The organism is Billgrantia tianxiuensis (genome assembly GCF_009834345.1).
Lineage (GTDB): Bacteria > Pseudomonadota > Gammaproteobacteria > Pseudomonadales > Halomonadaceae > Halomonas > Halomonas tianxiuensis.
Map to the genome: position 1 here is coordinate 3,389,171 of NZ_CP035042.1, position 26,390 is coordinate 3,415,560.

Below are 26,390 nucleotides of genomic sequence, written 5' to 3' on the forward strand. Positions count from 1 at the left end.
ACGGCTTGGGCAGCATGTTGGCTGGCTGCCATGACCCAGGACAAGCTTGACCCATTACGACATCGTCAAGCGGCGGGTACGGGATGCAGGAGAACGGTACAGTTGGCGACTTTGCCACTATGCTCCGAGGAAAGAGGCAGCTAAGACGGGAGACGCTATGAAATTTGCCATTATGGGTAGCGGCGGTGTCGGCGGCTACTTCGGCGCGCGCCTGGCCGAAGCCGGCGAGGATGTGACGTTTATCGCCCGCGGCGAGCATCTTGCCGCCATGCAACGCCAAGGCCTGCGCGTGAGCAGCATCAAGGGAGACGTCGACCTGGCGCAAGTCAAGGCCACGGAGGATCCCGCCACGCTGGGCGAGGTGGATTGCGTCATCGTGGCGGTCAAGGCATGGCAGGTTCGCGAGGCGGCCGAGTCGATTCGTCCTCTGGTCGGCCCCGATACCCTGGTCCTGCCGCTGGAGAATGGCGTGGAAGCCGCCGACATCCTCGCCGAAGTGCTGGGAGAGGCTCCGGTGCTCGACGGACTCTGCGGGATCCTGGCCTGGCGGGAAGCACCGGGACACATTCGGCATGCCGGCGTGGACCCATTCATACGCTTCGGTGAGCGCGACAATCATAGCAGTGCGCGTACGGCACGACTCAAGGCCGTATTCGACAAGGTACACGGCGTCAGTGCCGAGATTCCCGACGACATTCGCGTCGCTCAGTGGAGCAAATTCCTGTTCATCTGCGCCATGAGCGGCATAGGCAGCATCACTCGCGCCCCGATCGGCGTCACGCGCCAACTTCCCGAAACCCGGGCTCTGATCCAGGCCATGCTCGAGGAGATCGACCAGGTCGCCCGAGCCCATGGCGTTGCCTTTCCTGCCGATGCCGTCGCCCGTGCCATGCAGTTCATCGATGCCATGCCAGCGGAGAGCACCTCTTCCATGCAGCGCAACATCATGGCTGGCGAACCCTCCGAGCTGGAGTCGCAGAATGGCGCCGTAGTGCGCCTGGGACAGGCGGTGGGCGTCGCCACCCCGGTGCATGGCATCATCCATGCCGCCCTGCTGCCCCAGGAGCTGGCAGCGCGTGGGGAGTTGCCACAAGCAACGTAGCGTGCCCCGCCAAGACCGCTAGGGCATATTGGAGTATGCTTAATTCATGGAGGCATATCGCACCGGAAAGTGCCTCTCTGCCCCGATGGAGCCCCATGATGAGCGAACTTCCCCACAATGCCCCGGGCCAGCGCTGGGATGCCGAGGCCTATATGCACAACGCCGATTTCGTCGCCGAGCTGGGCGACACGGTAGCGAGAATGCTCGCCCCTCGCCGCGGCGAACGCATACTCGACCTGGGCTGCGGCGACGGTACCCTGACCGAGGTGCTGGCGAAGTCCGGGGCCACCGTCGTGGGCGTGGACGCCGCTATCGACATGGTCGAAGCCGCCCGGGCACGGGGGCTCGACGCTCGCGTCCTGGATGCCCACAACCTGCCCTTCGAACATGAGTTCGATGCCGTGTTCAGCAATGCCGCCCTGCACTGGATGCTGAATCACGAAGCCGTGGTGGCAAGTATCCATCGTGCCCTCAAGCCGGGCGGGCGCTTTGTGGCTGAATTCGGCGGCCATGGCAACGTCGCAGCGATCTGTACCGCCATGCTGGCGGCACTCCAGGCGCGAGGCATCAGCGGCAAGGCTCGCTTCCCATGGTTCTTTCCCACACCAGAGGAGTACCGTGAATCTCTGGAAGCGGCAGGATTCAAGGTCGAGTCCATCGAGCTGATCCCGCGACCGACCCGCCTGTCTACCGGTATGGCCGGCTGGCTCGCCACCTTTGCCAATCCTTTCCTGCATGGCCTGGACGAAGAACTCCGCGAGGCAATACTGGACGACGCGGAGTCGCTGTTGACACCGAGCCTGCGCGACAGCCATGGCAACTGGACGGCCGATTACGTTCGCTTGCGGGTGAAGGCACATCGCTGACACGCAGCGTCTCCTGCCCATGCGCCAGCCCAGCGGGACGGCACTCCTGCCGTCCCCTGACGGCTGACTCAGCCGATGGGCTCGAGTGCGCTCCAATCCGTACGATTGGCCAGAAATTCCGGACGCGGCCGGTTACCGCAGAAAGGATTCATCAGGCCGTTGTCTACGCTGTTATAGACGAAGAAGAGGTTGCTGCGCGGCCAGCATGACATGTTGATGTTAGAGCCGTGCATGGTATTGCACTCGAACATCACCAAGGTGCCGGCCGGCCCCTTGGGCGCCTCGATATCCCCCTTGAGCATCAGCTCGCGCAAGCTGGCGTTGTCAGGCACGCCCACGTCCTGGCTCTTGAGCGACTCCTTGTAATTGTCCGTCGGCGTGCGTCCCACGCAAGGCACGAAATACTTGTGTGAGCCCGGAATCAGCATCAGTGGGCCATTGAACTCGCCGTTGTCGGTCAATACGATAGAGCAGCTCAGGGAGCGCATGCGTGGCATGCCGTCCTCGCTGTGCCAGGTCTCGAAATCGGAATGCCAATCGAAGCCCTTGCCCTTGAAGCCCGGCTTGTAATTGATGCGGGATTGATGAATGTATACGTCCTTGCCCAGTAACTGCTCGACCATGGCCAACAGCCGGGGATCGCGGGTCAGACGGCTGAAGCGCTCCGATATCTCGTGAATGCCGAAGATAGAACGAATCTCCTCCCGCCCAGGCTCCAGAATGGTACCTTCGGAGAGTTTGAGATCATCATCTTGTTCATACTCACGAAGTTCGTGGATAAAAGCTTCCATTTCCTCACGATCAAAGAAGCCTTCAAACGAAAGAAAGCCCTTCTCCTCGTATTCGCGTACTTGCTCCTCGCTCAGAGGTCCATCGTTGCGCTGGGCCCCCTCGCTGAAGACAACGGGATCGATACGCTCGAACATCCCCAGCTTGCGCTCCAAGCGCGTGGGAAACAGATCCTGTACGTCCTTTTTCATCGCATGCTCCTCCATGAATCCAAGCGAAATGCCAATCTTCCCATTGGTAATCACTCAACCTAGACCTGGAAACGTTTGCATGCAAAGCGAGTTTGTATCGGCCTATTGCGCAACGAAAATTAACCGTAATCGAATCCTGACTAATCGCGTTGACGAGCTTAATCACGGTTGCTGAGTGTCGAAAGATTATCCGCACGGTTCCACTGTCTGATCTCACGGCACAATCGCCGCCGTTGCCAGGACGATGAGAGTCTTTTGGTATCCCAGGTTGCCGGTACCAGACCGCAGCCCGGTTGCTGATCGATGAACTCGAAACGCCGCTCGGCACCGATCGGCAGATCCTCCGAACCGTAAATACAGATGATGCGGATGGTCAGAGAGCGAAACACGACGTCGTTCAGCGGACGATATCCCTCCATCTCGAAGCCACCATCGTGGGCCAGCCGCCGGGTCAGGGCACCGAAGCTGTCGATGTGCACGAAGTTGCCTGACCCCAGCGGCCCCTGATGCGACCCGTCGCGCACGATGGGAGACGAGTCGGTGGCAAGGGTGGAACCGTCTCCCTCACGGTTCTCGTCGCCGTCGCCGTCGCTGTAGCTTTCGGTACGATCCGTCACGTCGACCCGCACGACGCCCTGTGAAGTTTCCAGTTCGGCAATGATGTGCTGGATGAAAACCGGCTCGGCACTCATGTTGCTGATGATGCAAAGGGCATCGATATCCTTTTTACGGCCCCGGTTGATCAGCAGGCGCGGCCGGCGCTGGCGGCGAAAACTGAAGTAGAGGAGTTGTGCGTAAACGACCCATACGATCAGGGTACCGATATCCGTCAGCACGGAGACGTCGTCCCCGTGCTGGGTGACCCAGTCGAGCATTGCAATCCTCCCTGACTGCGACGAAAGCTACGCCAGCGATCAACCGCGCTGGTAGGTGCCGATCAGCCGATTCATGCCGAGCAGGTGCGGCTCGAGCTGTTTGAGCAGCTCCTCCAACCCAAGCCCCTCGGGCAAATCGGTCGGCTTGTCGAGAGCCAGCACCCAAAAGTAGTAATGATGCACGCCGTGCCCCTCCGGCGGCATGGGACCACCATAGCCGAGCTTGCCGAAATCGTTCTTGCCCCTCGTGCCATCGCTGGTACCTTCGGCCAGTGTCGTGGTGGAACCCGGCAAGTTGTAGAGCAGCCAATGCACGAAGCCATAGCTGCCGTACTGAACGAGAGGCGCATCGGGATCGTGGCAGATGATCGCATACCCCTTGGTGCCCTCGGGAGCGCTGCGCCAGCTCAGCGCCGGCGAGGTATCGTCGCCCTCACCGGTATGTCGGGTGGGAATCGCACCATGTGACTGAAAAGCGGAACTTTCCAGTTGCATGTTAGAAAGTGCAAAAGCCATTAGCGTGATTCCTCCTGTATTGGCAAAGCGAAATGATGCCGAAACAGCGTCGGAAAAAGCCGTTAGACTGTCAAACATGAAACGCCTGCTGATCGTGGCCCATGCGCCCTCGCCCAATACCCAACGCCTGCGGGACGCCGCCGCGCGCGGCGCGCAACACCCTGACGTCGAGGCAGTCGAGGTTGTGGTAAAGCCCCCCTCGAGGCGGGTCCGGAGGACATACGTGCCAGCGATGCCGTCCTGCTCGGCACCACCGAGAACCTGGGCTACATGAGCGGCGCACTGAAGGATTTTTTCGACCGCAGCTACTACCCCCTACTGGAAGAGAAACAGGGCCTGCCCTGCGCGCTCTATGTGCGCGCCGGTCATGATGGCACCGGTACGCGCCGCGCGGTGGAAAGCATTGTCACCGGGCTGCGCTGGCGCTGGGTTCAAGAGCCACTGATCCTGCGCGGCGAGTGGCGGGAGGAATTCGCCGAGCAGGTGGAGGAGCTAGGCCTCTACCTGGCAGCTGGGCTCGAGGCCGGCATTCTCTAGCAAAACGGCACCCCGAGGGGTGCCGCTGCATTGCAAGAAAAGAATGGTCGGGGCAAGGGTTACTTGAGCCGCTCGAAGACGGTCGCCACGCCCTGTCCCATACCGATACACATGGTGGCGAGCCCCAGGGTGGTGTCCTGCTGGCGCATCACGTTGAGCAGTGTGGTGCAGATACGCGAGCCGGAACAACCCAGCGGGTGACCCAGCGCAATGGCACCGCCGTTGAGGTTGACCTTCTCGTCCATGGCCTCGAGGAAGCCTAGATCCTTGAGCACCGGGATAGCCTGGGCGGCGAAGGCTTCGTTGAGCTCGACGGTCTGTATGTCATCGGACGACAGGCCAGCCGCCTTGAGCGCCTTCTTCGAGGCTGGCACCGGGCCGTAGCCCATGATCGAGGCATCACAGCCCGCCACGCCGGTGGAGAGCACCCGGGCAATGGGCTCGAGCCCCAGCGCACGTGCACGCTCGTAGCTCATGATCGCCATGGCGGAAGCGCCAACCGAGAGCGCCGAAGAAGTGCCGGCCGAGACGGTACCGCCGCGCGGATCGAACACCGGCTTGAGCTTGGCCATTTCCTCCAGGCTGGCGTCGATGCGGATGACTTCATCACGCTTGACCAGTTGGCGAAAACCGCGCTCGTCGTGCCCCTCGACCCCAACGATCTCGTTGTCGAAGTAGCCCTTGTCGCTGGCCGCGGCGGCGCGCTGGTGCGAACGCACGCCGAACTTGTCCTGATCCTCACGGGTGACACCGTGCATCTTGCCCAGCAGCTCGGCGGTCAGGCCCATCATCATGGCGGCCTTGGCGGCATACTTGCTGGCCGCCGGGTTGACGTCGACCCCGTGAGCCATGGGCACGTGTTCCATGTGCTCGACGCCACCAATGACGTAGAAATCGCCCATACCGGCCTTGATGTTGGCCGCCGCGATGTGCAGCGCGGTCATCGAGGAGCCGCACAGGCGGTTGACCGTCTGGGCCGGTACCGTACGCGGAATGCCGGTCATGATCGCCGCATTACGAGCAATGTTCATCGACTGCTCGAGAGTCTGGTTGACGCAGCCCCAGATCACGTCGTCGACCTCGGCCGGGTCGAGCCCCGCATTGCGTTCGAACAGCGCCTGCATCACCGCAGCGGAAAGGTTCTCGGCACGCACGTGACGGAAGGCGCCGTTCTTGGCCTTGGCCATGGCGGTGCGGACGCCGTCGACCACCACGATGTCTCTCGGGTTCAAGCTCATATCATTACTCCTGTTCGTGGTGGGTTAGCCCTGGGCCTTGGGATAGAAGCGCTCGCCGCTCTCGGCCATCTGGCGCAACTTGTCGGTGGGGGCATAGAGCGCTCCCAGCTCCTCGGCCAGACCGTCGGCCAGCTTGACGAACTCGGCCACCCCCATGGCGTCGATATAGCGCAGCGCGCCACCACGGAACGGCGGGAAGCCGATGCCGTAGATCAGTGCCATGTCGGCTTCGGCTGGGGTTTCGACGATGCCGTCTTCCAGGCAGCGCACGGTCTCCAGGCACAGCGGCACCATCATGCGGGCGATGATGTCCTCGTCGGAAAACTCTTTTTCCTGCTGGACGACCTGCTTGACCAGCTCATGGGCTTTGTCGTCGCTGACCTTCTTCGGCTTGCCCTTCTTGTCTTCCTCGTAGGCGTAGAAACCCTTGTCGTTCTTCTGGCCCAGGCGCTCGTTCTCGTACATGACCTGGATTGCCGTCTTCGCGTCGCGTGCCATGCGATCAGGAAAGCCTTCGGCCATCACCTCATTGGCGTGCACGGCAGTATCCATGCCCACCACGTCGAGCAGATAGGCAGGGCCCATGGGCCAACCGAACTTCTCCATCACCTTGTCGACGCGCTGGAAATCGGCACCCTGCTCGACCAGCAGGCTGAAACCGCCGAAATAGGGGAACAGCACGCGGTTGACCAGGAATCCGGGGCAGTCGTTGACCACGATCGGTGTCTTGCCCATGGCCCGGGCATAGGCCACGGTAGCCGCCACCGCGGCGTCGCCGGTCTTCTCGCCGCGAATGACCTCGACCAGCGGCATGCGGTGCACCGGGTTGAAGAAGTGCATGCCGCAGAAGTTCTCGGGGCGCTTGAGGTTCTGTGCCAGGCGAGTGATGGAGATGGTCGAGGTATTGGAGGTGAGGATGGTGTCCTCGCCCACCAGGCCTTCCACCTCGGTCAGCACCGCGTCCTTGACCTTGGGATTCTCGACCACCGCCTCGACCACCAGGTCGACGTGACCAAAATCGCCGTAGGAGAGTGTCGGGCGGATGTGAGTCAGCTTCTCGGCCATCAGCTCGGTGCTGAGCTTGCCGCGCTCCACCTGCTTGGCGAACAGCTTGCGCGACTCCTTGAGCCCCAGCTCGATGGCTTCCTCCTTGATATCCTTCATCAGGATCGGCGTACCCTTGGAGGCACTCTGATAAGCGATGCCACCACCCATGATGCCGGCCCCCAGCACTGCCGCCTGCTTGACCGCCTTGGCCTGCTTCTCGTACTTGCCAGCCTTCTTCTTGACCACCTGATCGTTGAGGAACAGCCCTACCAGGTTGTAGCAGACGTCGGTCAGCGCCAGCTTGGCGAAGGCCTTGGCCTCGATGGCCTGGGCACGGGCGCGCTCCTCGCCGGCCCCCTTCTGGATCACCTTGATCGCCTCGACCGGCGCCGGGTAGTGCGGCCCAGCCTTGCCAGCCACGTAGCCCTTGGCGGTCTCGAAGGCCATCATCTGCTCAATGGCGTTGAGCTTGAGCGGTCCGGTCTTCTCGGCACGGCGCGCCTGGTAGTCGAGTTCACCGGCGTTGGCTCGCGCGAGGATGTCCAATGCCGCCGCCTCGAGCTGCTCGTTTGGCACCACGGCGTCCACCGCACCCACCTTGAGGGCGGCATCAGCAGGATTCTCGCCACCACCAGCGATCCACTCCACGGCGTTGTCCGAACCGATCAGGCGTGGCAGGCGTACGCAGCCTCCCCAGCCAGGCAGGATGCCGAGCTTGGTTTCGGGCAGGCCGATCTTGGCTTTCTCGCCCATCACACGGAAGTCGGTAGTCAGCGTCACTTCGCAACCGCCACCCAGCGCCAGCCCGTTGATGGCAGTCACCGTGGGGAACGGCAGATCCTCGATAGCGTTGAAAATCTCGTGCACCCTGAGATTCATCTCGACCAGGTACTCTTCGCCCTTCTCGAAGATACCGTGGAATTCGGTGATATCGGCCCCGACGATGAAGACTTCCTTGCCACTGCCGATCACCAATCCCTTCAGGCCGTTCTCGGCGCGAATGGCCTGAACGGCCTCATCCAGCTCGGCAACCACGGCGCTGGACAGCTTGTTGATGGACTCGTCCTTCAGGTCGAAGGTGAGCATGGCGATGTCAGCGTTACCGTTTCCGGTACCGCGTGCCACCGTGATGGCATTGCCTTGATAGATCATCCACGAATCTCCACACAGAGGTTGGCGTTGGAGGAGTGCCAGATTTCATACGGCCGTTTGATTCGAGAAAGCTTGGTGCACTCGGGCCGGCACGTCAAGTCCTCATTGACGCTTTAATGGCACCGAACTCAACATGGGCTTCGAGCCGTGCAGGCTGGCCGCAATGATGGGTTCGGCAGCCCTCCGGCGGCGCTATCCGCTATGCTTTCTCCTGACGTGGAACCTTTCCATTAGTCCGTTAATCGAAATGTGACTAGCCGTTTCACGACGCGACAAGTTGCATTACACGCAAGGGGTCCGGACAATTCGGCAAATTCAACGATTAAGCGGAGTCCCATGCACCAGAACATCGGCTTCCGACTGTCCCGTCTGCCTCGCCTGTGGCGTGCCATCATCGATCGGCGTCTCGCTCCGCTAGGCCTGACGCAGACGCGCTGGATCACGCTGTACCATCTATGGCGGCTTGGTGACGGCCAGCCCCAGTGCGACTTGGCTCGTGCGATCGGCGTCGAGGCACCCTCCCTGGTCCGCACCCTCGACCAGCTTTCAGAGCAAGGGCTGATCGAACGCTGTCCCTGCGATCAGGATAGACGCACCAAGCGAGTCTTCTTGACCGCGGCGGCAGATCCCCTGCTGGAGCAGATCGATGAGGTGGTCACTCAGGCCAGGCGCGAAATGCTGGCCGGCCTGAGTGACGAAGAAGTGCAGCGACTCGATGCCCTGCTGGAACATATCGAGAACAACGGGCTGGAGATCCAGGCCAGGGAAAGCGAAGGCTGAGGCCGCCCAGCGCTTTCACGACTCTAGTCGCGAGGCGCGCTTTCGCCGAAGCCTCGCCTTCCCCCGACATGCTCGGCATGGCCGGCCAGAGAGTCGCGCAGCTGGCGAAAGTCCTCTATGTAGGTGAGAAAGCGTTCGGCAGTTTGTGATTCCCACCACCACAGGGTAATCGCCGATTCGCCGGACTCGAGGACCAGCGCATCCTGAGGCAGACGCGTCAGGATTGCCTCAAGCGCGTTTCGCGCCGCCTCGGGCAGAGGGCGCAGAGGCTCGACCCGCCAACGCCAGTCAGCCACGTAGGGCTTGAGCACATCGCTGGCCTCGCTAGCCCGTACCAAGAGGAATCTTGGTCCCGGCGCATCGCCCGGATACGTCCAGCGGTAACCTGGCATGGCGGTCTCGACGCCGTGCAGAGGGGGCTTTTCCAGTACCACCTTCACCCCTGCCTTGGCCGCCGCGTTACGCAGCGGCACGATGCGACGCTGCCTGACACTGGGCTTGAGCCACATCACTGGCGAGATCATCAGCAACAGTGCCACCAATATGACCAACCAGACCATCGGTTTCTCCTGATTCTTGACGCAAGTCGTTGTCTTGGCTCATCAGCCGTCCTAGAGTGAAGGCATATCGATCACGTGCCGTTACGCAGGAGTCCGAAATGAGCAACGAATACCGCCATATCCTGGTCGCCGTGGACTTGACCAAGGATTCCCACAAGGTCCTGGAACGTGCCATGCAGATCGCCGAGCGCAACCAGGCCAAGCTGTCCATCCTGCATACCCTCGAGCCGCTGGGTTTTGCCTATGGTGGCGATATCCCCATGGACCTTACCAGCATCCAGGATCAGCTGGACGAGCACGCCAAGCAGCGTCTGGCCGAGATCGCCGATCCGCACGTGGCCAAGGAGAACCAGCACGTACTGGTCGGCATGCCCGACACCGAGATCCACCGCTTTGCCGAAGAGAACGGTGTCGATCTGATCGTGGTCGGCTCCCATGGCCGGCATGGCTTCGCCCTGCTGCTTGGCTCCACCTCCACTGGCGTACTGCACGGCGCCCAGTGCGACGTCCTCGCCGTACGGGTAGGAAAAAAAGGCGAGAGCGCCGAGTAAGCTGCCGCCTGACATACGCCACTGAACATTTACCATCTTGAGGAAGGGTTGGATACGCGTCACGAGCGCAGATAGGTTGGTCGCCGCCGGAGCGCAGAACCGAGCGTAGCGACAAACATCCGGAGGATGGCCCCGAAGGGGCGAGAAACCGAAGGTTTCGAGTCAACCGGAGTGTAGCCTGCTACATGAGGATTCGACGGTCCGACGCTTCGGCACCGCCGGCGGCCAACCTATTCCTCAACTGCCCAAGCGCAGTAGCGAATCACCGCTTACTCCCCTGCGGCGAGGGCTTCCAACTCCATCCACCGCTCCATGGCAGCATCGAGTTCGGCCTGCTTGTCGCTCATGGCCTGCAGCACCTCGGATACCACCCCCGCGTCCTGCTGATAGAAAGCCGGGTCGCCCACCCTGGCTTCAAACTCCGCCACCTCGGCCTCGAGCCTCTCGATCTCTGCCGGCAGGGCGTCGAGTTCCCGCTGTAGCTTGTAGGAGAGCTTGGCGGGCTTCTTCGCTGCCGGCGCTGAGGCCGCCGCACTGACCGGAGCCTTCTCCATCGGCTTCGCCGTAGGTTCCACCTGCTGACGCGCCGCCCCCTCCCACGGCGCCGGCGGCAGCTTTCCGCCCTGGCGCACCCAGTCGCTGTAGCCACCGACGTACTCACGCACAACGCCGTCGCCCTCGAAGGCCAGCACGCCGGTCACCACGTTGTCCATGAAGGCACGGTCGTGGGAGACCAGCAGCAACGTGCCATCGAAATCGAGCAGCAGCTCCTCGAGCAGTTCCAGGGTCTCGACGTCGAGATCGTTGGTCGGCTCGTCGAGCACCAGCACATTGGCCGGCTGGGTGAAGAGCCGCGCCAACAGCAGGCGGTTGGATTCTCCGCCGGAGAGCGCCTTGACCGGCTGACGCGCCCGCTCCGGGGTGAACAGGAAGTCCTGCAGATAGCTGATGACGTGCTTGTCCTTGCCGCCCACGCTGATCCTGTCGCTGCCCTGGGCCACGTTGTCGTAGACGCTCTTCTCCGGCTCCAGCCCCGCGCGCAGCTGGTCGAAGTAGGCCACCTTGATATTGGTGCCCAGCCTTACCGTACCTTCGCTGGGCTCGAGTTCGCCGAGCAGGATCTTGAGCAGCGTGGTCTTGCCGGCACCGTTGCGCCCGATCAGGCCGATGCGGTCGCCGCGCTGGATCTCGAGCGAAAGGTCGCGAACGATCGTCTCGTTGCCGAAACGGTGGGTCACGCCGACGAGTTCGACCACGCGCTTGCCGCTGCGCTCGCCGCTGTCGATGCCGAAACTGGCGCGGCCCTGCACCTCGCGCCGCTGGCTGCGTTCGCGCCGCAGCTGCTCGAGCGCGCGAACCCGGCCCTCATTACGGGTACGCCGCGCCTTGATGCCCTGCCGGATCCACGCCTCCTCCTGAGCCAGCTTCTTGTCGAACTCGGCGTTCTCGCGCGCCTCCACCTCGAGTTCATGGGTCTTCTGCTGCTGGTATTTGGCGTAGTCGCCTGGATAGCGTCCCAGCCGGCCACGGTCGAGCTCGAGGATCGTCGTCGCCAGCTTCGACAGGAAAGCACGGTCGTGGGTGATGAACAGCACCGCGCCGTTGAAGTCGAGCAGCTGCTCCTCCAGCCAGGCGATGGTGTCGAGATCCAGGTGGTTGGTGGGCTCGTCGAGCAGCAGCAGGTCGGGCTCGGCCACCAGCGCCCGAGCCAGCGCCACGCGCCGGCGCCAGCCGCCGGAAAGCGAACTCATGGGATCGTCGGCCGGCAACCCCAAGCGGGTCAGCACCACATCGATGCGCTGGTGGAACGACCAACCGTCGATGGCTTCGAGCCGGCTCTGCAGGGTCGCCATGCGCTTCATGTCGGGCTCGGCGGCCTGCACCAAGTGGTGGTACTCGGCCAGCAGCGCGCCGGCCTGGGGCAGACCCTGGGCCACCACGTCGAAAATGGTCTCGCCCGAGGCGGACGGCAGGTCCTGCTCCAGCACACCGATCTTCAGTCCCGGCGCGCGCCAGATGCTGCCGTCATCGGGCAGGATGTCACCCGCCACTAGCTTGAGCAGGGTCGACTTACCGGTACCGTTGCGCCCTACCAGCGCCAGGCGCTCCCCCTTCTCCAGCACCAGCTCGGCGCCGTCGAGCAGCACATGAGTGCCGTAGGCCAATTGCAAGCTTTCCAGACGTAGCAGGGTCACGCGTTCACCTCATCTATCATGCAGGCAGCTAGTGTAACGCATGGCTGGCCCGCCGTGGCTTTGGTTACAATGCGCGTGAATTAGCAGAGGAGTTCCCCTTGGCCGACATCGACGCCACCTTCGACGAGTTTCTGCCCGAGGCGTTGCGCTTTCGCGCTCCTGCCCCACTGGTGGACATCGGCGCCAACCTGACCCACGACAGCTTCGGCCGCGATCTCGAAGCGGTACTGCGTCGTGCGCGGGCGGCCAACGTGGCGACCCTGATCGTGACCGGCACCGACCGCGCCCATGCCGAGCAGGCCGTGGAGCTGGCCCAGCGCTATCCTGGGCTGCATGCCACGGCCGGCGTACACCCCCACGATGCCAGTCGCTGGGATACCTCCCTGGCCGCTGCCATGCGGGAGTTGCATCAACGCCCCGAGGTGGTGGCCGTGGGTGAGTGCGGTCTCGACTTCAACCGCAACTTCTCCACGCCGGCCGAGCAGGAGCGTGCCTTCGAGGCCCAGTTGGGGCTTGCCGCAGAGAGCGGCAAGCCGCTGTTTCTGCACGAGCGAGATGCCGGGCCACGCATGCGCGAGATGCTGCGGACCTGGCGCGACGATATCGCCGATGCCGTGGTGCACTGTTTCACCGCCGACCGCGACACTCTCTACGGCTACCTCGACCTGGACCTGCACATCGGTCTGACAGGGTGGATCTGCGACGAGCGCCGCGGCCATCACCTACGCGAACTAGTGGGAGCCATCCCCCTCGAGCGATTGATGGTGGAAACCGACTGTCCCTACCTGCTGCCACGCGATTTACCTGCCAGACTCAAGGGCAGACGCAACGAGCCTGCACTGCTGCCATGGATCGTGCGTGAGATTGCCCACTGGCGAGACACTGACGAGGCGGAACTGGCCTGCGCCACCAGCGATACCGCTCGACGCTTCTTTCGCTTGCCGCAGGCAGGCGAAGATCAGGAGAATGGCCGTGCCCAACAGGAGCCGTGAAATGGTCGAAATACCCGGATTCATCGCCGTTGAGACCGGCGACGACAGCGATCTACCGCTGGCCATTGCCTGGGTGCTGCCCGATGGACGCATCAAGCACACCCTGATCCAGCCCGATGACGAGTGGCTCGATGACGAATTCAACGAGCTCAATGGCTACAGCCTGGAGGAGCTGCACAGTTTCGGCGCGAGTCCTCTGGATGTGATCCGTGAGCTCGAAGGTGATCACTTCAACGCCACGCTGTTCACCGCAGGTATCAGCGGCGATGAAGCTGCCCTGGCACGCCTGTTCGACACCTACGGCATCGACCCCTTCGTCGAGCTGGCTCCCGCCGACAGTCTCTATCCCGAGCTGTCTGCCGGCGAATGGAGCCGGGCACGCAACGAGTTGTTCGGTGAAATGGGGCTCGAGCCGCTACGGCCTGAGCACGAGGTCGAGGTGATGTTGCGCCTGCACGAGCGCTTAGTCGTAAGCTGATGCTCCCTCGGCCGACAGCAGTCGGTCGCGCTGTTCGGCAATGCCCATGCACAGCAGGCGTGGCTCCTGCTGCTGGCCGGCCTGAAAGCTGGCCTTGTCTTTCCAACCCTGCCAGCCGAGCTGGATCAGTGCCTGGGCCGTGGCCCCGCCCAGGGTCGACCCCGGGCCGGGTATGACGATGCGATCGGGGGCGAACTCACGCACGCCGACCTTGACGGCCGCGGTGAAGTCGTAGGGAGCGACCAGCTGTTCGCCCAGGGTGTAGTCCCACAGCGCCTGCGGGTCAGTGCTCCAGGGCGTCCAGATGTAACCGCGGCCGTCGATCATCGGCACTTCGGGAGCGCGGAACGGCTCGGCACCAAGCCGCCGACGCGCCTCACGTTTCACTCCTTCCTGAAGGGGCGTATGGAAGGCGGCGTGCTGGTGCAGCCGCAGCGGGTATCGCTCGCGCGCCGGCAGCCGCTCGGTCAGGCGCGAAAGCCCCGTTTCATTGCCGCCGAAGACCAACATGCCACCGAGGTCGATCGAGAGGTAAAGCTCGGCCCCTTCGCCGCCATGGATACGCTCGGCCAATGCCAGCAGCTCCTGGCGCAGCGCCCAGTCCGGCCGCCATGATTCATCGACCCACGGATAGATGACCTGACCGCCGGCCAGGCTCTTCTGCATCAGCAAGCCCATGGTGCCGATTAGATGCAGCGTCTCGTCGGGCTCCAAGGCGCCGGCCGCCGCCAAGGCGATGTACCAACCCATGGAGTTGCCGGTCACTGCCATGATCTCGTAGCGCTCACGGTCGATCGACAGCAGGTCGGCCCAGGCGCAGGCATAGATCAGCGGCGAGGCGTGCTCGCCTCGACCGTGCAGGCTCTGGCGAAAGGGTGTTTCACCGTCCAGTTCCGTGAGCGTCGGCATGCCGGCCTCGCGGCGCATGGCGTCGAAGCGTGTCAGCCACTTGCTGCCGCCCGCCAGCCGGTTGAGGGTGCCCCACTCGGCGGCGTTGTAGGTGCCGCGGCCGGGGCAGACGATCAATATACGCTCGCGGGCCGATTCGCCGTTCATCTTGCTGTCGCTGCGGTTCATGCCTCACCACTCCCTGCCGTGACCTTGCCTGTGCCTACCGCCTTCGCGGCCATCTCGCCGTGCTGCCCGGGCGCCACTAGGCGTCGCCCCTGCGACACGATCGCCTCCACCGAGGGCAACGTGACCGTGGCTGCCCGCCCCAGGGGAATGAAGCTGTCCTCGGCCGTCAGCCGGTGCAGCCTGTCACTCGCCATACCACGCTCCACCAGGCCCGCGATCAGCTCCTCGCTGGGCGAACCGCTGCGCCGACACTCGTCGACGATCAGTACCTGGGCGCAGTCAGCAACCAGGCGATGTACGGCGTCATGATCAATAGCGGTTAGCCAGCGTAGATCGACAATGCGCAGCGCCACGCCGTCGGCTTCCAACCTGGCGGCAGCCTGGCGCGACAGATAGACACCGTTGCCGTAGGTGACGATGGCCAGTTCGCGCCCCTCCCCCACTGGCCAAGTTCGCCTACCGCCAGGCGATGTTCCGGTCCCGGATCGGCAAAACACCACCGCTGGTCGCCCTCCTCAAGCAGGTCGCGGGTGTGGTAGAGCGCGATCGGTTCGATCACTACCACCACGCGCTGCTCCTCGTCGGCCAGGCGCACAGCCTCCTGCAGCAAGCCCACGGCGTCGGCGGCGTTCGATGGGCAGGCCACCAGCAGCCCAGGGATGTCGCGCAGCACGGCAATGGCGTTGTCATTGTGGAAATGCCCACCGAAGCCCTTCTGATAGCCGAGTCCGGCGATGCGCACCACCATGGGGTTGGTGTACTGACCGTTGGAGAAGAAGCTGAGGGTGGCCGCCTCGCCACGCAACTGATCCTCGGCGTTATGCAGGTAGGCCAGGAACTGGATCTCTAGGATCGGCACCAAGCCGTTCTGACCCAGACCGATGCCGAGCCCGAGGATGCTCTGCTCGTCAAGCAGGGTGTCGATCACCCGATGCGGCCCGAACTGCGCCTGCAGGCGCTGGGTAACGCCGTACACGCCACCCTTGCGACCGATGTCCTCACCCGCCATCACCAAGTGCGGATAGCGGGTCATCAAGCGCTGCAGCGCCTGGTTGAGCAGCTTGGCCATGGGTGCCGGGGTCGCGTCCACCTCGCCCTGCCAGGGCCGCGCACGCCCCGGCCTTGGTGGCGGCACGATGCTCGCCATGACCTCGCCGGCCGCCTTCAGCTTGGGCCGGCGAATCGCCTCCTCGGCGACATGCGCGACTCGCTCGGCCACCGAGCGGTAGAGCGCTTCGATGGCATCGCGCCCGAGCACACCGTGACGCTCGAGCAGCCCGGCCGTGACCAGCAGCGGATCACGCGCCTCGTCGGCCTTGATGCGCTGCGGCGTCATGTAGGCCTGCTGGGCATCCGAGCCGGCGTGGCCGAACAGGCGCACGCAGCGCATGTGCAGGAACACCGGCTGCTTGCGGCTCCGGGCGATGCGCTCCGCCTCGCGCGCCGCACGCCAGGTGTCGAGCAGATCGAGACCGTCGCAGCTCAGGTAGTGGAAACCGGGGCGGCTGTGCATGCTCGCTTCGATCCAGCCATCCGGCGTGAGCGTGGAAATGCCGATGCCGTTGTCCTCGCACACCATCACCAAGGGCATCGGCGCACCCTGGTAGGCGGCCCAGCCGGCAGCGTTGAGCGCCCCCTGTGCGGTGGAGTGGTTGAACGAAGCGTCGCCGAAACTGCAGATCGCCACGCTATCGGTAGGCCACTCGCCAACGCTGCCCAACCGCCGCCACAGTCCGAAGCTGTAGGCGGCTCCCACGGCCTTGGGCAGGTGCGAGGCGATGGTACTGGTCTGGGGCGGTATGTGCAGTGTCTTCGAACCCAGCACCTTGTGCCGGCCGCCGGAAATCGGATCTTCCGCCGAGGCAGCAAAGCTCAGCAGCAGGTCCCATAACGGTGTCTGCCCCGGCACCGCCCGGCTGCGCTGGATAAGAAAGGCCGCGTCGCGATAGTGCAGGAAGGCGGGGTCAGTGGCACGAAAGGCACGCGCAATGGCGGCGTTGCCCTCATGGCCCGCGCTGCCGATGGTGTAGAAGGCCTCGCCCCGAGCCTGCAGGCGCCGGGCGTGCAGGTCCAGATGACGACTCATCAATTGGGTTTCGAACAGCTCGGCCAGGCCGGAGGAAGTGAGCCCGACCTCATCGAGCTGCCACTCCCGTTGTGGCGCGGGCCAGTCGCCGCTACGTAGCGCAGCGTAGAATCGCTGCTCCTGAGGAAGAGGTTCGAGCACGGTGCAGGCTCCGGGGCTGCCAAGGTAATGGTTACAGCCTAGCGTGCCCAGCAGACAAAGCGATAATATCGATATCCTGCCCCAGATATAGGCATAGTTTATGGATGTACGAAGCCTGCGCTACTTCATCGCCGCCTACGAGGGCGGCTCGATCAGCGCCGCCGCCCGGCGCTGCCATGTGGCGCAACCCTCCATCTCTACCGCGCTGGTGCAGTTGGAGGAACGGCTGGGCACGCCGCTGTTCGAACGCCACCGTCGCGGCATCACGCCAACCGAAGAGGGACACCGGCTCTATCCATTGGCCCGCCAGGTCAGCGAGGACCTCGATGCCATTAGCCGCCTGTTTCGCACTCCAGCGCCGCCGACACCGGTTCGCCTGGGATTGATGCGCTCCCTTGGCGCCAACCGCATGACCGCCCTGCTCAAGGAATACATCGGCCAGGGCGACAACCTGGCACTGACCCTGGTCAATCCGGAGGAGCGCTGCGATGCGCGCATTATCGGCGAACAGGACCTGTCGCCCGGCGAAGCCTTCCAGCCGATCTGGCACGACAGCTATCTCCTCGCGCTGCCCAGCGGGCACCCGCTGGGCCTGAAGGGCACTGTCTCGCTGGTTGACCTCGACGGACTGCCGTTCATCTGGCGCCACCCTTGCGCCGCCATGCAGGAGCTGGCCACGGCGCTCAGCGATGCCGGCGTGCGCTGCCAGGTGCGAGCGCGCCTGCGCACCATCGAATATACCCTGGGGCTGGTGGCGGCCGGGGTCGGTGCCTCGCTGGTGCCAGCCTGGCCTGAGATCCTCGCTCACCCGGACGTGCAGAGCCGCCCCCTTGCCGAGCTCGATATTCGCCAGACCATCGGCGTCGCCTACCCCGCACGCCAGGCGATGCCGGCACTGGCCCCGCTGCTTCAGCTCGGTAGAGCGGCGTGGGAAGCTCGCGAGCGCAGTTGATCGAGCACATGCAGCCCCGCTGACAGGGCGCTCTGCATAGGCTCGCCCTCTTGGTAGAAGGCCAGCAGCGCAGCGCGGAAAGCGGCAGCCCGGCGCGGCAGCCCCTCCTGCTCATAGCGGGCCGCACGTTGCGCAACGCGGTCATGGAAGGCCTCACGGTCGACCTCGACCTCACCGCCCAGGTTGTCGACGCTGACATGAAAGCGCAGCCCGCAAGCTCGGGAGAAGAGCATTTCCAGTGCTTGAGGCGCCACTTCGGCCTGCTCGAACCGGCGTTGCTGCTCTGCGTTGCGGCCGTCGGGCAGGTACCAGTAGCCGTAATCCACCAGCAGACGCCGCTGTTCACCGGCAATGCACCAATGACTGATCTCGTGCAAGGCGCTCGAATAGAAGCCTCGCGCGAAGATCACCCGATGCCAGGGAACGACCTCATCGGCGGGCAGGTAGAGCGGCTCATCCCCGCCGCGCATCAGGCGGGTATTGAAATGCGGTTGGAATAGGCCGTTGAACAAGACGATCACGTCATCGAGGCGATGCGTCACGGGTTCTCCATGCATGACGAATGGCCCGCCAGTATAGGCGAGTCGTTTGCGCAGCGAAATTCACCGGAAATTGCTAACATATTCGGTTTCCTTGGCATGTGGCCAAGGCCCTGACATGCATGGAGCATCCCCTTGGCAACGTTCTTCACCGACCTGCTGAGCGTCAGCCGCACGGAAACGCGGCCCCTGCTGCGGCTGACCCTGCCGATCTGCGGCGCCCAACTGGCCCAAGCCGGCATGAGCGTCACCGACGTGATGATGACGGGCCGTGTCAGCGCCACCGACCTGGCGGCCGTTTCCGTCGGCTCCAGCCTGTGGCTGCCATTGATGCTGTTCATGACCGGTACGCTGATGGGGCTGACGCCCATCGTCGCCCATCTACTAGGAGGTGGTGCCACCGAGCGTATCCGTCCCAACGTTCACCAAGCGCTGTGGGTCGCCCTGGCCATGGGAGTGCTGGCAGCACTGCTGCTATGGTTCACGGTCACGCCGATCTTCCGCCTGATGGACGTTCCCCCGAGGTCGCTCGACGCTCGGCGGCCTACCTCTCCGCCGTCGCCTTGGGCATGCCGGGTGTCGCACTGTTCCAGGCCCTGCGCGCCTTCTCCGACGGCATGAACCATACCCGCCCCTCTCTGTGGATCAGCCTGGTGGGCCTCGGCGTGAACATTCCCAGCAACTTCGTGCTGATCTACGGCGGTGAGGGGCTCACTGGATTATTCGGCACCTGGTTGCCAGCATGGCTGCAGGAGCTACCAGCTCTGGGTGCGCTGGGCTGCGGCATCGCCACCGCTCTTTCCATGTGGGTCATGTGCCTGGCCATGATCCTCTATACCCGTCGTTCGCGAGCCTACGGCAGCGTCTCGCTGTGGCACTCGCCCACGCCTCCGCGCTGGAAGCTGATCGGCGAACTGCTCTATGTAGGCGTACCCATCGGCGTGGCGATCTTCGTCGAGGTCACGCTCTTCACGCTGATCTCGCTGTTCATCGCCAGCCTGGGTGAAGTGACGGTAGCGGCGCATCAGGTCGCCCTGAACTACACCTCGATCCTGTTCATGCTGCCGCTGGCCCTTAGCATGGCACTGACCGTCAGGGTCGGTAACACACTCGGGCAGAGCAAGCCCGAGCGGGCGCGCTTGGTGGCCTGGAACGGCGTGCTGGTGTCGGTGCTGATCGCCCTGCTCAACAGCACACTGCTGTGGTTCACGGCAGAGCCGGTCATGGCCCTCTACACTCACGATACGGCCGTGCAGCGCCTGGCCCTGTCACTGGTTCTGCTGGCCATGCTCTACCAAGTGTCCGATTCGCTCCAGGTCAACCTGGCTGGCGCCCTACGCGGCTACAAGGATACCCGGATCATCATGGTGATCACCCTGTTCGCTTATTGGGCAGTGGGACTGGGCGGCGGCCACTGGCTGGGCACCCGAGGACTGGCAGACTGGGGCGGACCGCTGGGAGTGCATGGCTATTGGATTGGCCTGATCGCCGGACTCACCGTGGCGGCAATCCTGCTCGGCGTACGTCTGCGGCGCAAGGCCAGGGGAGTCGCGAATGGCAGGCTGGACATTCCGCAGGATTGAAACGAGAGGCTGCCTCGTCTGCGTGCTCACTCTCTTGCTGTTGAGCGGTTGTGGCGGAGAGGGCGAAGGTGCGGCCAGGCTGGCGGAATACCAACAGGCGCTGGCAGAGGCGCTGAAGCAGCCACTACCGGAAAGGGCCGCTCCGCCCAATATCGGCGCCCTTCCGACCGTGCCGAGCGCCTCCATGACATCGGAGAAACCCGCGAGAGCATGCTCGATATCTATGCCCTGCGCGAGTGCCAGATCACTTCCCTCGTCGCCGCCCGCAACAACCAGCTCGGTCGCGTGGCGCCACCCAGCCAGCAATGGATCTACGAGCTCGAGCTCTGGCGCCGACTGCACGCCTGCTGGCACAGTGACGTGCCGGATGAGTTGGGCGAAACCGACCGCAACCGCCTCGAGCGGCTGACACGCACCAAGACTGAGCAGTTGCCCCTGGTGAGCTGGAACAGCCTGTTCGATTCCGAAGAGTGGATCCGCAGCTTCTCTCGTGCGAGCTCACCCCTGGCACCTGACGACACCCGTGGGATCGAGGCTCAATTCGAAGCCATGGCCTGGCTGCACCAGGCCACACTCAATCAGTTCAATCCGGCATGGAGCCATGCATCCTCCACGCTGGAGAACCACTTGAAGTCCCTGCGCAGCCGCCCACTGACGGCCGAACTACTGCGTGCGTTGCTGCTCGCCGAGCAGCGCTTGGGGGAAGCAACCGAGCTTTTGGTCAACAGCCTCGCTCACAACGATACCTGTCGCGCACTCGAAGCATCACCCCAGGAATTGCACCAGCGGTTGACCGACACCCCGGCATACGAGTGGCTGGAACAGCTCGAGACACTGGCTACCCGCTGGCTAGCTGCGATGGACGAGCTGTTCGAGAGCCACGTCTCTCCTCCCGCTGCGGTTGACGAGTATCGTCAGCGCTGGCTCTCACTGGAAAATCCGGACGCTCCCTTGCCCGCCCTGCGCCAGGCCCGCCGTGACCACCGTCAGCATTGGCATGCCCTGGCCGAGCGCTGCTCATGAAAAGGCGTCGTCGGACTTAACTTGCACGGCAACTCTGTGATATTGGTGAACCGTAAGAGGTAGGAGTCGATCCCGTCAGCCTTGCCGTAGCCGTGAGCTTACCGCTCGGCCCATGCAGAATCTGGAGGGAGGAACATGGGTATGACACTGTCACCCCGCCCTGCCCGGGTCATCGACCTGGAAACGATGCGCCAGAAGCTCCAGGCCAAGCGCCGCCTGGTACGCCTCTCCCCTGAGCTCGACGGTCTCGAGATGGTCTATAGCCTGGCCTCGGACCCCGACTCCCTCTACGGCATGCCCATTCTTGCCTGGGGCCTGCGTGAGAATGGCGACGTGGTTGGCCTTGTCCCTTGGATGGAAACGCTGACCCCGTGCCACCTTCTCGATGATGCCGAACACGGCTGCTTCGTGGGTTACCGCGATCCCGAGACCGAGGAGCTTCTCGAGGTTCCCCCGCCACACAAGGCCTGCGAACTGACGCATGCCGCCGCCTATTTCGACTACGAAGAAACCCGCGAGATCACCCTCATTCAGCAGATCCCCGATACCCAGGGCACCCATGCCCTATGCATCGACGACGACAGTCGCCCCTGGCAGCTCAAGCAGGTATTCGGCTGGCGCCTATACAGCGATGGCAACGTGGAAGCACTTCTGGCCGATGAGACGCTTGTCGAGTCGACGCCGATCCTGCCTGGCGATGCCTGCCTCTACCCCGGCCGCAGCCGTCACAGGGTGGTCTACTTTTTCCAGCGCAGCATTGCCAATCGAATCCGTGAACAGGATCCAGGCACTCTCGAGGCTCTGGCGTTGATGGTCATCCCCTGCGCCGCGGAAGGAGCCGGCAACTGAACGAATGGCAGTGAGCGGGCGGGCTGGCAGTACATCAGCCTAAACGGATAAAGTAGAGATACTGCCCGTCCGACTCCTGCTGCGAGATCAGCTCATGGCCGAGAAAGCTACAAAACTTGGGCACGTCCCGAGTGGTCGCCGGATCCGTGGCGATCACCTTGAGAATCTCGCCAGGCTGCATGTCGCGCACTTTGTTGTGCATCAGCATGATGGGCTCCGGGCAGTAGAGTCCGGTCGTATCCAGCTCAACCTGATGGGTGAAGGTGGGCTGTGAGTCGGCGGTATTCGTCATCGATCGACCTCGGCGTAGGGAGCTGCTAGATGATCAAGATCATTATCGAACGTCGTATCATGCCTGGCCTGGAAGAGGAATACGAGGAGGCGGCGCGCGAAGCCATGCGTCACTCGCTCGGCGCCAAAGGGTTCGTGGGTGGAGAGACCCTGGTCGAACGCGGCCACAGCGACCGGCGTCTGATGATCGTCAAATGGCGCGACCTGAACGCCTGGAACGAATGGTACACCAGCGAAGAACGCTCCAGGGCAATGCAGCGCATTCTGCCGCTGCTGACCGAGGACGAGACCATCCGCATCTATGAACCCTCCTACTGAGAGGAGTTCATGTCGTCAGTCTCGTAGCCTGACGTGCACCGTGACCTCTTCACGGTCGTGATAGAGATGCCGGCAGCGCAGCATAGCGCGCACACCGGCATCCGCCAGCGCATCCTCCAACTGAGCCAGGCAACGTTCGACCTCTTCCCAGCGCCGCTTCATTGGCAGCTTGAGGTTGAACACTGCCTCCCGGCACCAGCGCCGGGTCAACCAACGCTGTACCATCGCCGTCACACGAGCCGGCTTGTCGACGATATCGCATACCAGCCAATCCAGCCGATACGGCGGCTCCCAGACAAAACCATCCTCACGTAGATGTTCGACCAGCCCTGTGGCCATCAGATCCCCTTTCATGGGACCGTTGTCGATGGCAAAGACATGCATTCCACGATTGACCAACTGCCAGGTCCAACCACCTGGCGCTGCCCCCAGATCGGCAGCTTGCATACCTTCGGCCAGGCGCTCATCCCACTCATCGCGGGGTATGAACTCGTGCCAAGCCTCCTCTAGCTTCAAGGTCGAACGACTGGGGGCAGCCGAAGGGAAACGCAAACGCCGTATGCCGCCTGGCAGCTCGCTGCGGTTACCGGCAAAACTCATGCCCAACTGGACACGATCGCCGTCCGTCCAGAACAGGTGCAGTCGACGCCCTGCCGCCTTTCGACGCAGAGCGCCGCGCTTGCGCAGCGTCGATTCCAGCGGGCGTGTCAGTGCCTTGATCAGCCCCGCCAGGGCCTTGCCTTCGTTGGTATCGGGCGTCTCGTGCCATATGGCATCGAAGCTCCAGCCACTGGCAACAACCTGCGTCACAATAGCGGAGAGCCTGTCATCTCGCGCCAGGGAAAGCGGCGGCAACGCCACCAGACACTGGCGCGCAAAGACGAGCTGCTCGAAACGTAGCTCACGATGCAATTCGTTGGCTGGTCGCTCATCCTCTACGAGGAAGCACACGTAACCCTCCTGCGGAGAAAAGTCCGACCTGCCCTGCCACCCTAACAGCTTGACATGCACCGCCACTTCAGCGGCTACGTCATGCTCGAACCCCGGACGACAATAGAACAGCAGCTGATCCGGTACCACGCGCACTTCCCCTTGTGGCATTTCAAGCATTCCCTTCTGGTAGCTGCGGCCTGCCCTGTCCGGCTCGGCTGGCATGAGCCACGGAGGCAACAGGAGGCGGTGGAATCATTGACATCAACAGGATGGGCTCCGGCAGGTTTCAAGCAGCAATGGTAACAGCCTTGGCAGCGGCTGTCGGCATGGACGGCCATCCAGCACATCGTTTAATTTTCGTATATTAAATTAAACAAATGATTCATATTGGTGCACATCTTTGGGTAATTTGAAAGCAATTTCGGCTCATATCAATGTCTAATCCAAACATAGCCTATGCGATTGCTGCATAATGGTGCATTGAATTATAGTGAGCGCACCTAATTAAACTCAGGATGCTCTCAATGACCTACATCCACGACACCCTCGAAGGGTTGCGCAGGAGCAGTCCGGCCCAAGGCGAGTTCTACCAGGCCGCCGAGGAAGTGCTCGAATGCCTGCGGCCTCTGCTCGAAACCGTGCCGCGCTATCATCAACACAGCATCATTGAGCGTATCGTCGAGCCCGAGCGCCAGATCATGTTCCGCGTTAGCTGGGTTGACGATGCCGGCAAGGTTCAGGTCAACAAGGGCTATCGCATCCAGTTCAACTCGGCACTTGGCCCTTACAAGGGCGGCCTGCGCTTTCATCCCAGCGTCAACGCCAGCATCATCAAATTCCTGGGTTTCGAGCAAATCTTCAAGAACGCCCTGACCGGACTGCCCATCGGCGGTGGCAAGGGAGGCTCCAACTTCGACCCGAAGGGCAAGTCCGACGGCGAGATCATGCGCTTCTGTCAGTCGTTCATGAACGAGCTGTACCGCCACATTGGGCCGACCATCGACGTTCCCGCCGGTGACATCGGCGTGGGCGCCCGGGAGATCGGCTACCTATATGGTCAGTACAAGCGCCTCACGGGCCGCTACGAAGGGGTGTTCACTGGCAAAGGGCTGAACTGGGGCGGCTCTCTCGGCCGAAAGGAAGCTACCGGCTATGGTGCGGTCTACTTTGCCCAGAACATGCTCGAAGCGCGTGGCGATAGCATTACCGGCAAGACTTGTTTGGTATCCGGTGCCGGCAATGTGGCCATCTACACGATCGAGAAGCTCTACCAACTCGGCGCCCGGCCCATTACCTGCTCGGACTCCCGCGGCACGATCCATCACCCAGAGGGGATCGACCTCGATACACTCAAGTTGCTCAAGGAGATCAAGCGCACCTCACTACGTGAGTATGTCGAACACCATCCCGAGGCAACGTACATCGATGCCCAGGACTACCCGAGCGACGGCCATGCCGTATGGCGTATCGCGGGTGACGTGGCCTTCCCCAGCGCCACTCAAAACGAAGTAACCGAGGCCGATGCCATCGCCCTGCTTAACAATGGTGTGCACTGCATCAGCGAAGGCTCCAACATGTCCTCTACGGCAGCCGCCGTCGACCGTTTCCTCGAGACCAGGGTCGCCTATGGCCCCGGCAAGGCCGCCAATGCCGGCGGCGTGGCCACCAGCCAGCTAGAGATGGCACAGAACAGCAGCATGCAGCAGTGGACCTTGGAGAAGGTCGACTCCAAGCTGCAGGCGATCATGGCAGATATTCATCGGCAGTGTGCGAGCACTGCAGAGGAGTTCGGCGAGCCAACCAACCTGGTACTCGGTGCCAATATCGCCGGCTTCCGCAAGGTGGCCGATGCCATGATTGATCAAGGTGTCGTATAGCGCCACTCCATCTGGCACCTGGGGCGTCGGGCTCCCGACGATGGCCGAACATGACAAAGCCCCGGTCTTCTCGACCAGGGCTTTGTCTCATACGGGTACGTCCTTCCCCCCACTAAGCAGCCAGCTTCAGGCCCACTAGGCCAGCAAGGATCAGCACCAGGCTGAGCAGCCGCAGCGGCGAAGCGCTATCGCCATAGATCAGAATGCCCAGCAAGACCGTACCCACCGCGCCAATGCCTACCCAGATGGCGTAGGCGGTACCCACGGGCAACGCCTTCATTGCCTGTGCCAGCAGATAAAAGCTGGCCACCATGGCCATAATCGTGAGCAGACTGGGAAGCGGTCGGGTAAAGCCCGCTGATGCCTTCAGGCCCAACGCCCACGCCACTTCGAGAAGACCGGCAACGACCAACATCAACCAGGCCATTGAGATTTCCTTCTTGAGGGTCCGAGGCCGTCCCCGGGTTGCAGCACACCATCGGGTCGTCCCGCTGGCGATCAGGGGGGACGCTTTGGGGCCCCCAAACGGCGAACCCCCGACCAGTTGGCCGGGGTTGCTGAAGAAATGCCTGACGATGTCCAGGGCGGCTCCCCGCGACTCTCCGTGGGAGGCCCTAAACGGCGAAACCCAGCCTCTCTCGAAGCTGGGTTTCTGAAAAGATGCCTGACGATGACCTACTCTCGCATGGGGAGGCCCCACACTACCATCGGCGCTGAGCGGTTTCACTGCTGAGTTCGGCATGGGATCAGGTGGTTCCCACTCGCTATGGTCGTCAGGCGAAAACGGTTGGAATCATGCTGACGCTACGTCTCGTCGTATCCGTCAATTGCGCGCGATGCGCAGACCCCTTG

General features: G+C 62.9%; 25 protein-coding genes, 1 rRNA gene and 2 pseudogenes. 13 read left to right on the forward strand and 15 right to left on the reverse strand.

Going from position 1 to position 26,390, the window contains the following annotated elements; translation table 11 throughout:
* Positions 1-157: 157 nt before the first annotated feature.
* Positions 158-1,102: a 2-dehydropantoate 2-reductase gene (locus EKK97_RS15860; protein WP_159553336.1), complete on the forward strand. Its 945-nt coding sequence runs from the start codon at positions 158-160 to the stop codon at positions 1,100-1,102.
* 98 nt (positions 1,103-1,200) lie between these two features.
* Entirely contained in the window at positions 1,201-1,968 is a 768-nt protein-coding gene (locus tag EKK97_RS15865; protein ID WP_159553338.1) for a class I SAM-dependent methyltransferase, read from the forward strand.
* 68 nt (positions 1,969-2,036) lie between these two features.
* On the opposite strand, the gene thpD is transcribed toward EKK97_RS15865, so the two are convergent.
* From thpD to EKK97_RS15880, 3 genes are all read right to left on the reverse strand, one after another.
* Positions 2,037-2,948 (reverse strand): ectoine hydroxylase, encoded by a 912-nt coding sequence (gene thpD, locus EKK97_RS15870; RefSeq protein ID WP_159553340.1) that lies wholly within the window; start codon positions 2,946-2,948, stop codon positions 2,037-2,039.
* A 158-nt stretch (positions 2,949-3,106) separates the two neighbouring features.
* Positions 3,107-3,823, reverse strand: coding sequence for a hypothetical protein (locus EKK97_RS15875; RefSeq protein ID WP_159553342.1), 717 nt, complete (start codon positions 3,821-3,823; stop codon positions 3,107-3,109).
* Positions 3,824-3,862: 39 nt separating this feature from the next.
* On the reverse strand, positions 3,863-4,339 hold the full coding sequence (locus EKK97_RS15880) for a YbhB/YbcL family Raf kinase inhibitor-like protein (protein ID WP_159553344.1): 477 nt from the start codon (positions 4,337-4,339) through the stop codon (positions 3,863-3,865).
* A gap of 76 nt (positions 4,340-4,415) precedes the next feature.
* On the opposite strand from EKK97_RS15880, the pseudogene EKK97_RS15885 reads away from it, so the two are divergent.
* Positions 4,416-4,876 (forward strand): annotated as a pseudogene (locus tag EKK97_RS15885) (flavodoxin family protein).
* A gap of 59 nt (positions 4,877-4,935) precedes the next feature.
* Here EKK97_RS15885 and fadA read toward each other — a convergent pair.
* Together fadA and fadB are read right to left on the reverse strand one after the other, a co-directional pair.
* Positions 4,936-6,114, reverse strand: a complete 1,179-nt coding sequence (gene fadA, locus EKK97_RS15890) for an acetyl-CoA C-acyltransferase FadA (RefSeq protein ID WP_159553346.1) — start codon at positions 6,112-6,114, stop codon at positions 4,936-4,938.
* Between the two features lie 24 nt (positions 6,115-6,138).
* Entirely contained in the window at positions 6,139-8,313 is a 2,175-nt protein-coding gene (gene fadB / locus EKK97_RS15895) for a fatty acid oxidation complex subunit alpha FadB (protein ID WP_159553348.1), read from the reverse strand.
* Between the two features lie 336 nt (positions 8,314-8,649).
* Here fadB and slyA point away from each other — a divergent pair, with 336 nt between their 5' ends.
* Positions 8,650-9,093 (forward strand): transcriptional regulator SlyA, encoded by a 444-nt coding sequence (gene slyA / locus EKK97_RS15900; RefSeq protein ID WP_159553350.1) that lies wholly within the window; start codon positions 8,650-8,652, stop codon positions 9,091-9,093.
* Positions 9,094-9,116: 23 nt separating this feature from the next.
* On the opposite strand, the gene EKK97_RS15905 is transcribed toward slyA, so the two are convergent.
* Positions 9,117-9,653, reverse strand: coding sequence for a preprotein translocase subunit YajC (locus tag EKK97_RS15905; RefSeq protein ID WP_159553352.1), 537 nt, complete (start codon positions 9,651-9,653; stop codon positions 9,117-9,119).
* Between the two features lie 98 nt (positions 9,654-9,751).
* Here EKK97_RS15905 and EKK97_RS15910 point away from each other — a divergent pair, with 98 nt between their 5' ends.
* Positions 9,752-10,204 (forward strand): universal stress protein, encoded by a 453-nt coding sequence (locus tag EKK97_RS15910; RefSeq protein ID WP_159553354.1) that lies wholly within the window; start codon positions 9,752-9,754, stop codon positions 10,202-10,204.
* Between the two features lie 269 nt (positions 10,205-10,473).
* Here EKK97_RS15910 and EKK97_RS15915 read toward each other — a convergent pair whose 3' ends face one another.
* Positions 10,474-12,399 carry an ATP-binding cassette domain-containing protein gene (locus tag EKK97_RS15915; protein ID WP_159553356.1) on the reverse strand — a complete coding sequence of 642 codons (1,926 nt, stop codon included), beginning with the start codon at positions 12,397-12,399 and terminating at the stop codon, positions 10,474-10,476.
* Positions 12,400-12,497: 98 nt separating this feature from the next.
* On the opposite strand from EKK97_RS15915, the gene EKK97_RS15920 reads away from it, so the two are divergent.
* Both EKK97_RS15920 and EKK97_RS15925 read left to right on the forward strand, forming a co-directional pair.
* Positions 12,498-13,391 (forward strand): TatD family hydrolase, encoded by an 894-nt coding sequence (locus tag EKK97_RS15920; protein ID WP_159553358.1) that lies wholly within the window; start codon positions 12,498-12,500, stop codon positions 13,389-13,391.
* A 1-nt stretch (position 13,392) separates the two neighbouring features.
* Positions 13,393-13,869 (forward strand): hypothetical protein, encoded by a 477-nt coding sequence (locus EKK97_RS15925; RefSeq protein WP_159553360.1) that lies wholly within the window; start codon positions 13,393-13,395, stop codon positions 13,867-13,869.
* Here the strand turns inward: EKK97_RS15925 and EKK97_RS15930 are convergent.
* From EKK97_RS15930 to EKK97_RS15935, 3 genes are read right to left on the reverse strand one after another with little or no spacing between them, the layout of a single operon-like run.
* Complete coding sequence (locus EKK97_RS15930) at positions 13,855-14,946, reverse strand: ACP S-malonyltransferase (protein WP_159553362.1); 1,092 nt, start codon at positions 14,944-14,946, stop codon at positions 13,855-13,857. The two genes, EKK97_RS15925 and EKK97_RS15930, sit on opposite strands and share 15 nt — an antisense overlap.
* Positions 14,943-15,371 carry a transketolase C-terminal domain-containing protein gene (locus EKK97_RS24870; RefSeq protein ID WP_236551462.1) on the reverse strand — a complete coding sequence of 143 codons (429 nt, stop codon included), beginning with the start codon at positions 15,369-15,371 and terminating at the stop codon, positions 14,943-14,945. The genes EKK97_RS15930 and EKK97_RS24870 overlap by 4 nt, the downstream gene beginning before the upstream one ends.
* Positions 15,266-17,173 (reverse strand): dehydrogenase E1 component subunit alpha/beta, encoded by a 1,908-nt coding sequence (locus EKK97_RS15935; protein WP_236551240.1) that lies wholly within the window; start codon positions 17,171-17,173, stop codon positions 15,266-15,268. The genes EKK97_RS24870 and EKK97_RS15935 overlap by 106 nt, the downstream gene beginning before the upstream one ends.
* Before the next feature lie 100 nt (positions 17,174-17,273).
* On the opposite strand from EKK97_RS15935, the gene EKK97_RS15940 reads away from it, so the two are divergent.
* Positions 17,274-18,125, forward strand: coding sequence for a LysR family transcriptional regulator (locus EKK97_RS15940; protein WP_159553364.1), 852 nt, complete (start codon positions 17,274-17,276; stop codon positions 18,123-18,125).
* Here the strand turns inward: EKK97_RS15940 and EKK97_RS15945 are convergent.
* The gene (locus EKK97_RS15945; RefSeq protein ID WP_236551241.1) at positions 18,083-18,667 is read right to left on the reverse strand and encodes an elongation factor P hydroxylase; all 585 of its coding nucleotides are present in this window, start codon (positions 18,665-18,667) and stop codon (positions 18,083-18,085) included. The two genes, EKK97_RS15940 and EKK97_RS15945, sit on opposite strands and share 43 nt — an antisense overlap.
* Positions 18,668-18,799: 132 nt before the next feature.
* Between EKK97_RS15945 and EKK97_RS15950 the strand changes: the two are divergent.
* The 3 genes and pseudogenes from EKK97_RS15950 (at position 18,800) to EKK97_RS15960 (ending at position 22,119) form a co-directional block, all read left to right on the forward strand.
* A pseudogene (locus EKK97_RS15950) lies at positions 18,800-20,247 on the forward strand (MATE family efflux transporter).
* Positions 20,248-20,295: 48 nt separating this feature from the next.
* On the forward strand, positions 20,296-21,270 hold the full coding sequence (locus tag EKK97_RS15955) for a DUF3080 family protein (protein ID WP_236551242.1): 975 nt from the start codon (positions 20,296-20,298) through the stop codon (positions 21,268-21,270).
* A gap of 135 nt (positions 21,271-21,405) precedes the next feature.
* Positions 21,406-22,119: a hypothetical protein gene (locus tag EKK97_RS15960; protein ID WP_159553368.1), complete on the forward strand. Its 714-nt coding sequence runs from the start codon at positions 21,406-21,408 to the stop codon at positions 22,117-22,119.
* Positions 22,120-22,153: 34 nt separating this feature from the next.
* Here EKK97_RS15960 and tusA read toward each other — a convergent pair whose 3' ends face one another.
* Positions 22,154-22,411: a sulfurtransferase TusA gene (gene tusA / locus EKK97_RS15965; protein WP_159553370.1), complete on the reverse strand. Its 258-nt coding sequence runs from the start codon at positions 22,409-22,411 to the stop codon at positions 22,154-22,156.
* A 29-nt stretch (positions 22,412-22,440) separates the two neighbouring features.
* On the opposite strand from tusA, the gene EKK97_RS15970 reads away from it, so the two are divergent.
* On the forward strand, positions 22,441-22,728 hold the full coding sequence (locus tag EKK97_RS15970) for an antibiotic biosynthesis monooxygenase family protein (protein ID WP_159553372.1): 288 nt from the start codon (positions 22,441-22,443) through the stop codon (positions 22,726-22,728).
* 15 nt (positions 22,729-22,743) lie between these two features.
* On the opposite strand, the gene rlmM is transcribed toward EKK97_RS15970, so the two are convergent.
* Positions 22,744-23,829: a 23S rRNA (cytidine(2498)-2'-O)-methyltransferase RlmM gene (gene rlmM / locus EKK97_RS15975; RefSeq protein ID WP_159553374.1), complete on the reverse strand. Its 1,086-nt coding sequence runs from the start codon at positions 23,827-23,829 to the stop codon at positions 22,744-22,746.
* A 356-nt stretch (positions 23,830-24,185) separates the two neighbouring features.
* Between rlmM and gdhA the strand changes: the two genes are divergently transcribed.
* Positions 24,186-25,538 (forward strand): NADP-specific glutamate dehydrogenase, encoded by a 1,353-nt coding sequence (gene gdhA, locus EKK97_RS15980; RefSeq protein ID WP_159553376.1) that lies wholly within the window; start codon positions 24,186-24,188, stop codon positions 25,536-25,538.
* Positions 25,539-25,650: 112 nt separating this feature from the next.
* Here gdhA and sugE read toward each other — a convergent pair whose 3' ends face one another.
* Together sugE and rrf are read right to left on the reverse strand one after the other, a co-directional pair.
* Positions 25,651-25,965, reverse strand: coding sequence for a quaternary ammonium compound efflux SMR transporter SugE (sugE, locus tag EKK97_RS15985; RefSeq protein ID WP_201296903.1), 315 nt, complete (start codon positions 25,963-25,965; stop codon positions 25,651-25,653).
* A 235-nt stretch (positions 25,966-26,200) separates the two neighbouring features.
* Positions 26,201-26,316: ribosomal RNA gene (rrf, locus tag EKK97_RS15990) — 5S ribosomal RNA — on the reverse strand.
* Positions 26,317-26,390: the final 74 nt, after the last annotated feature.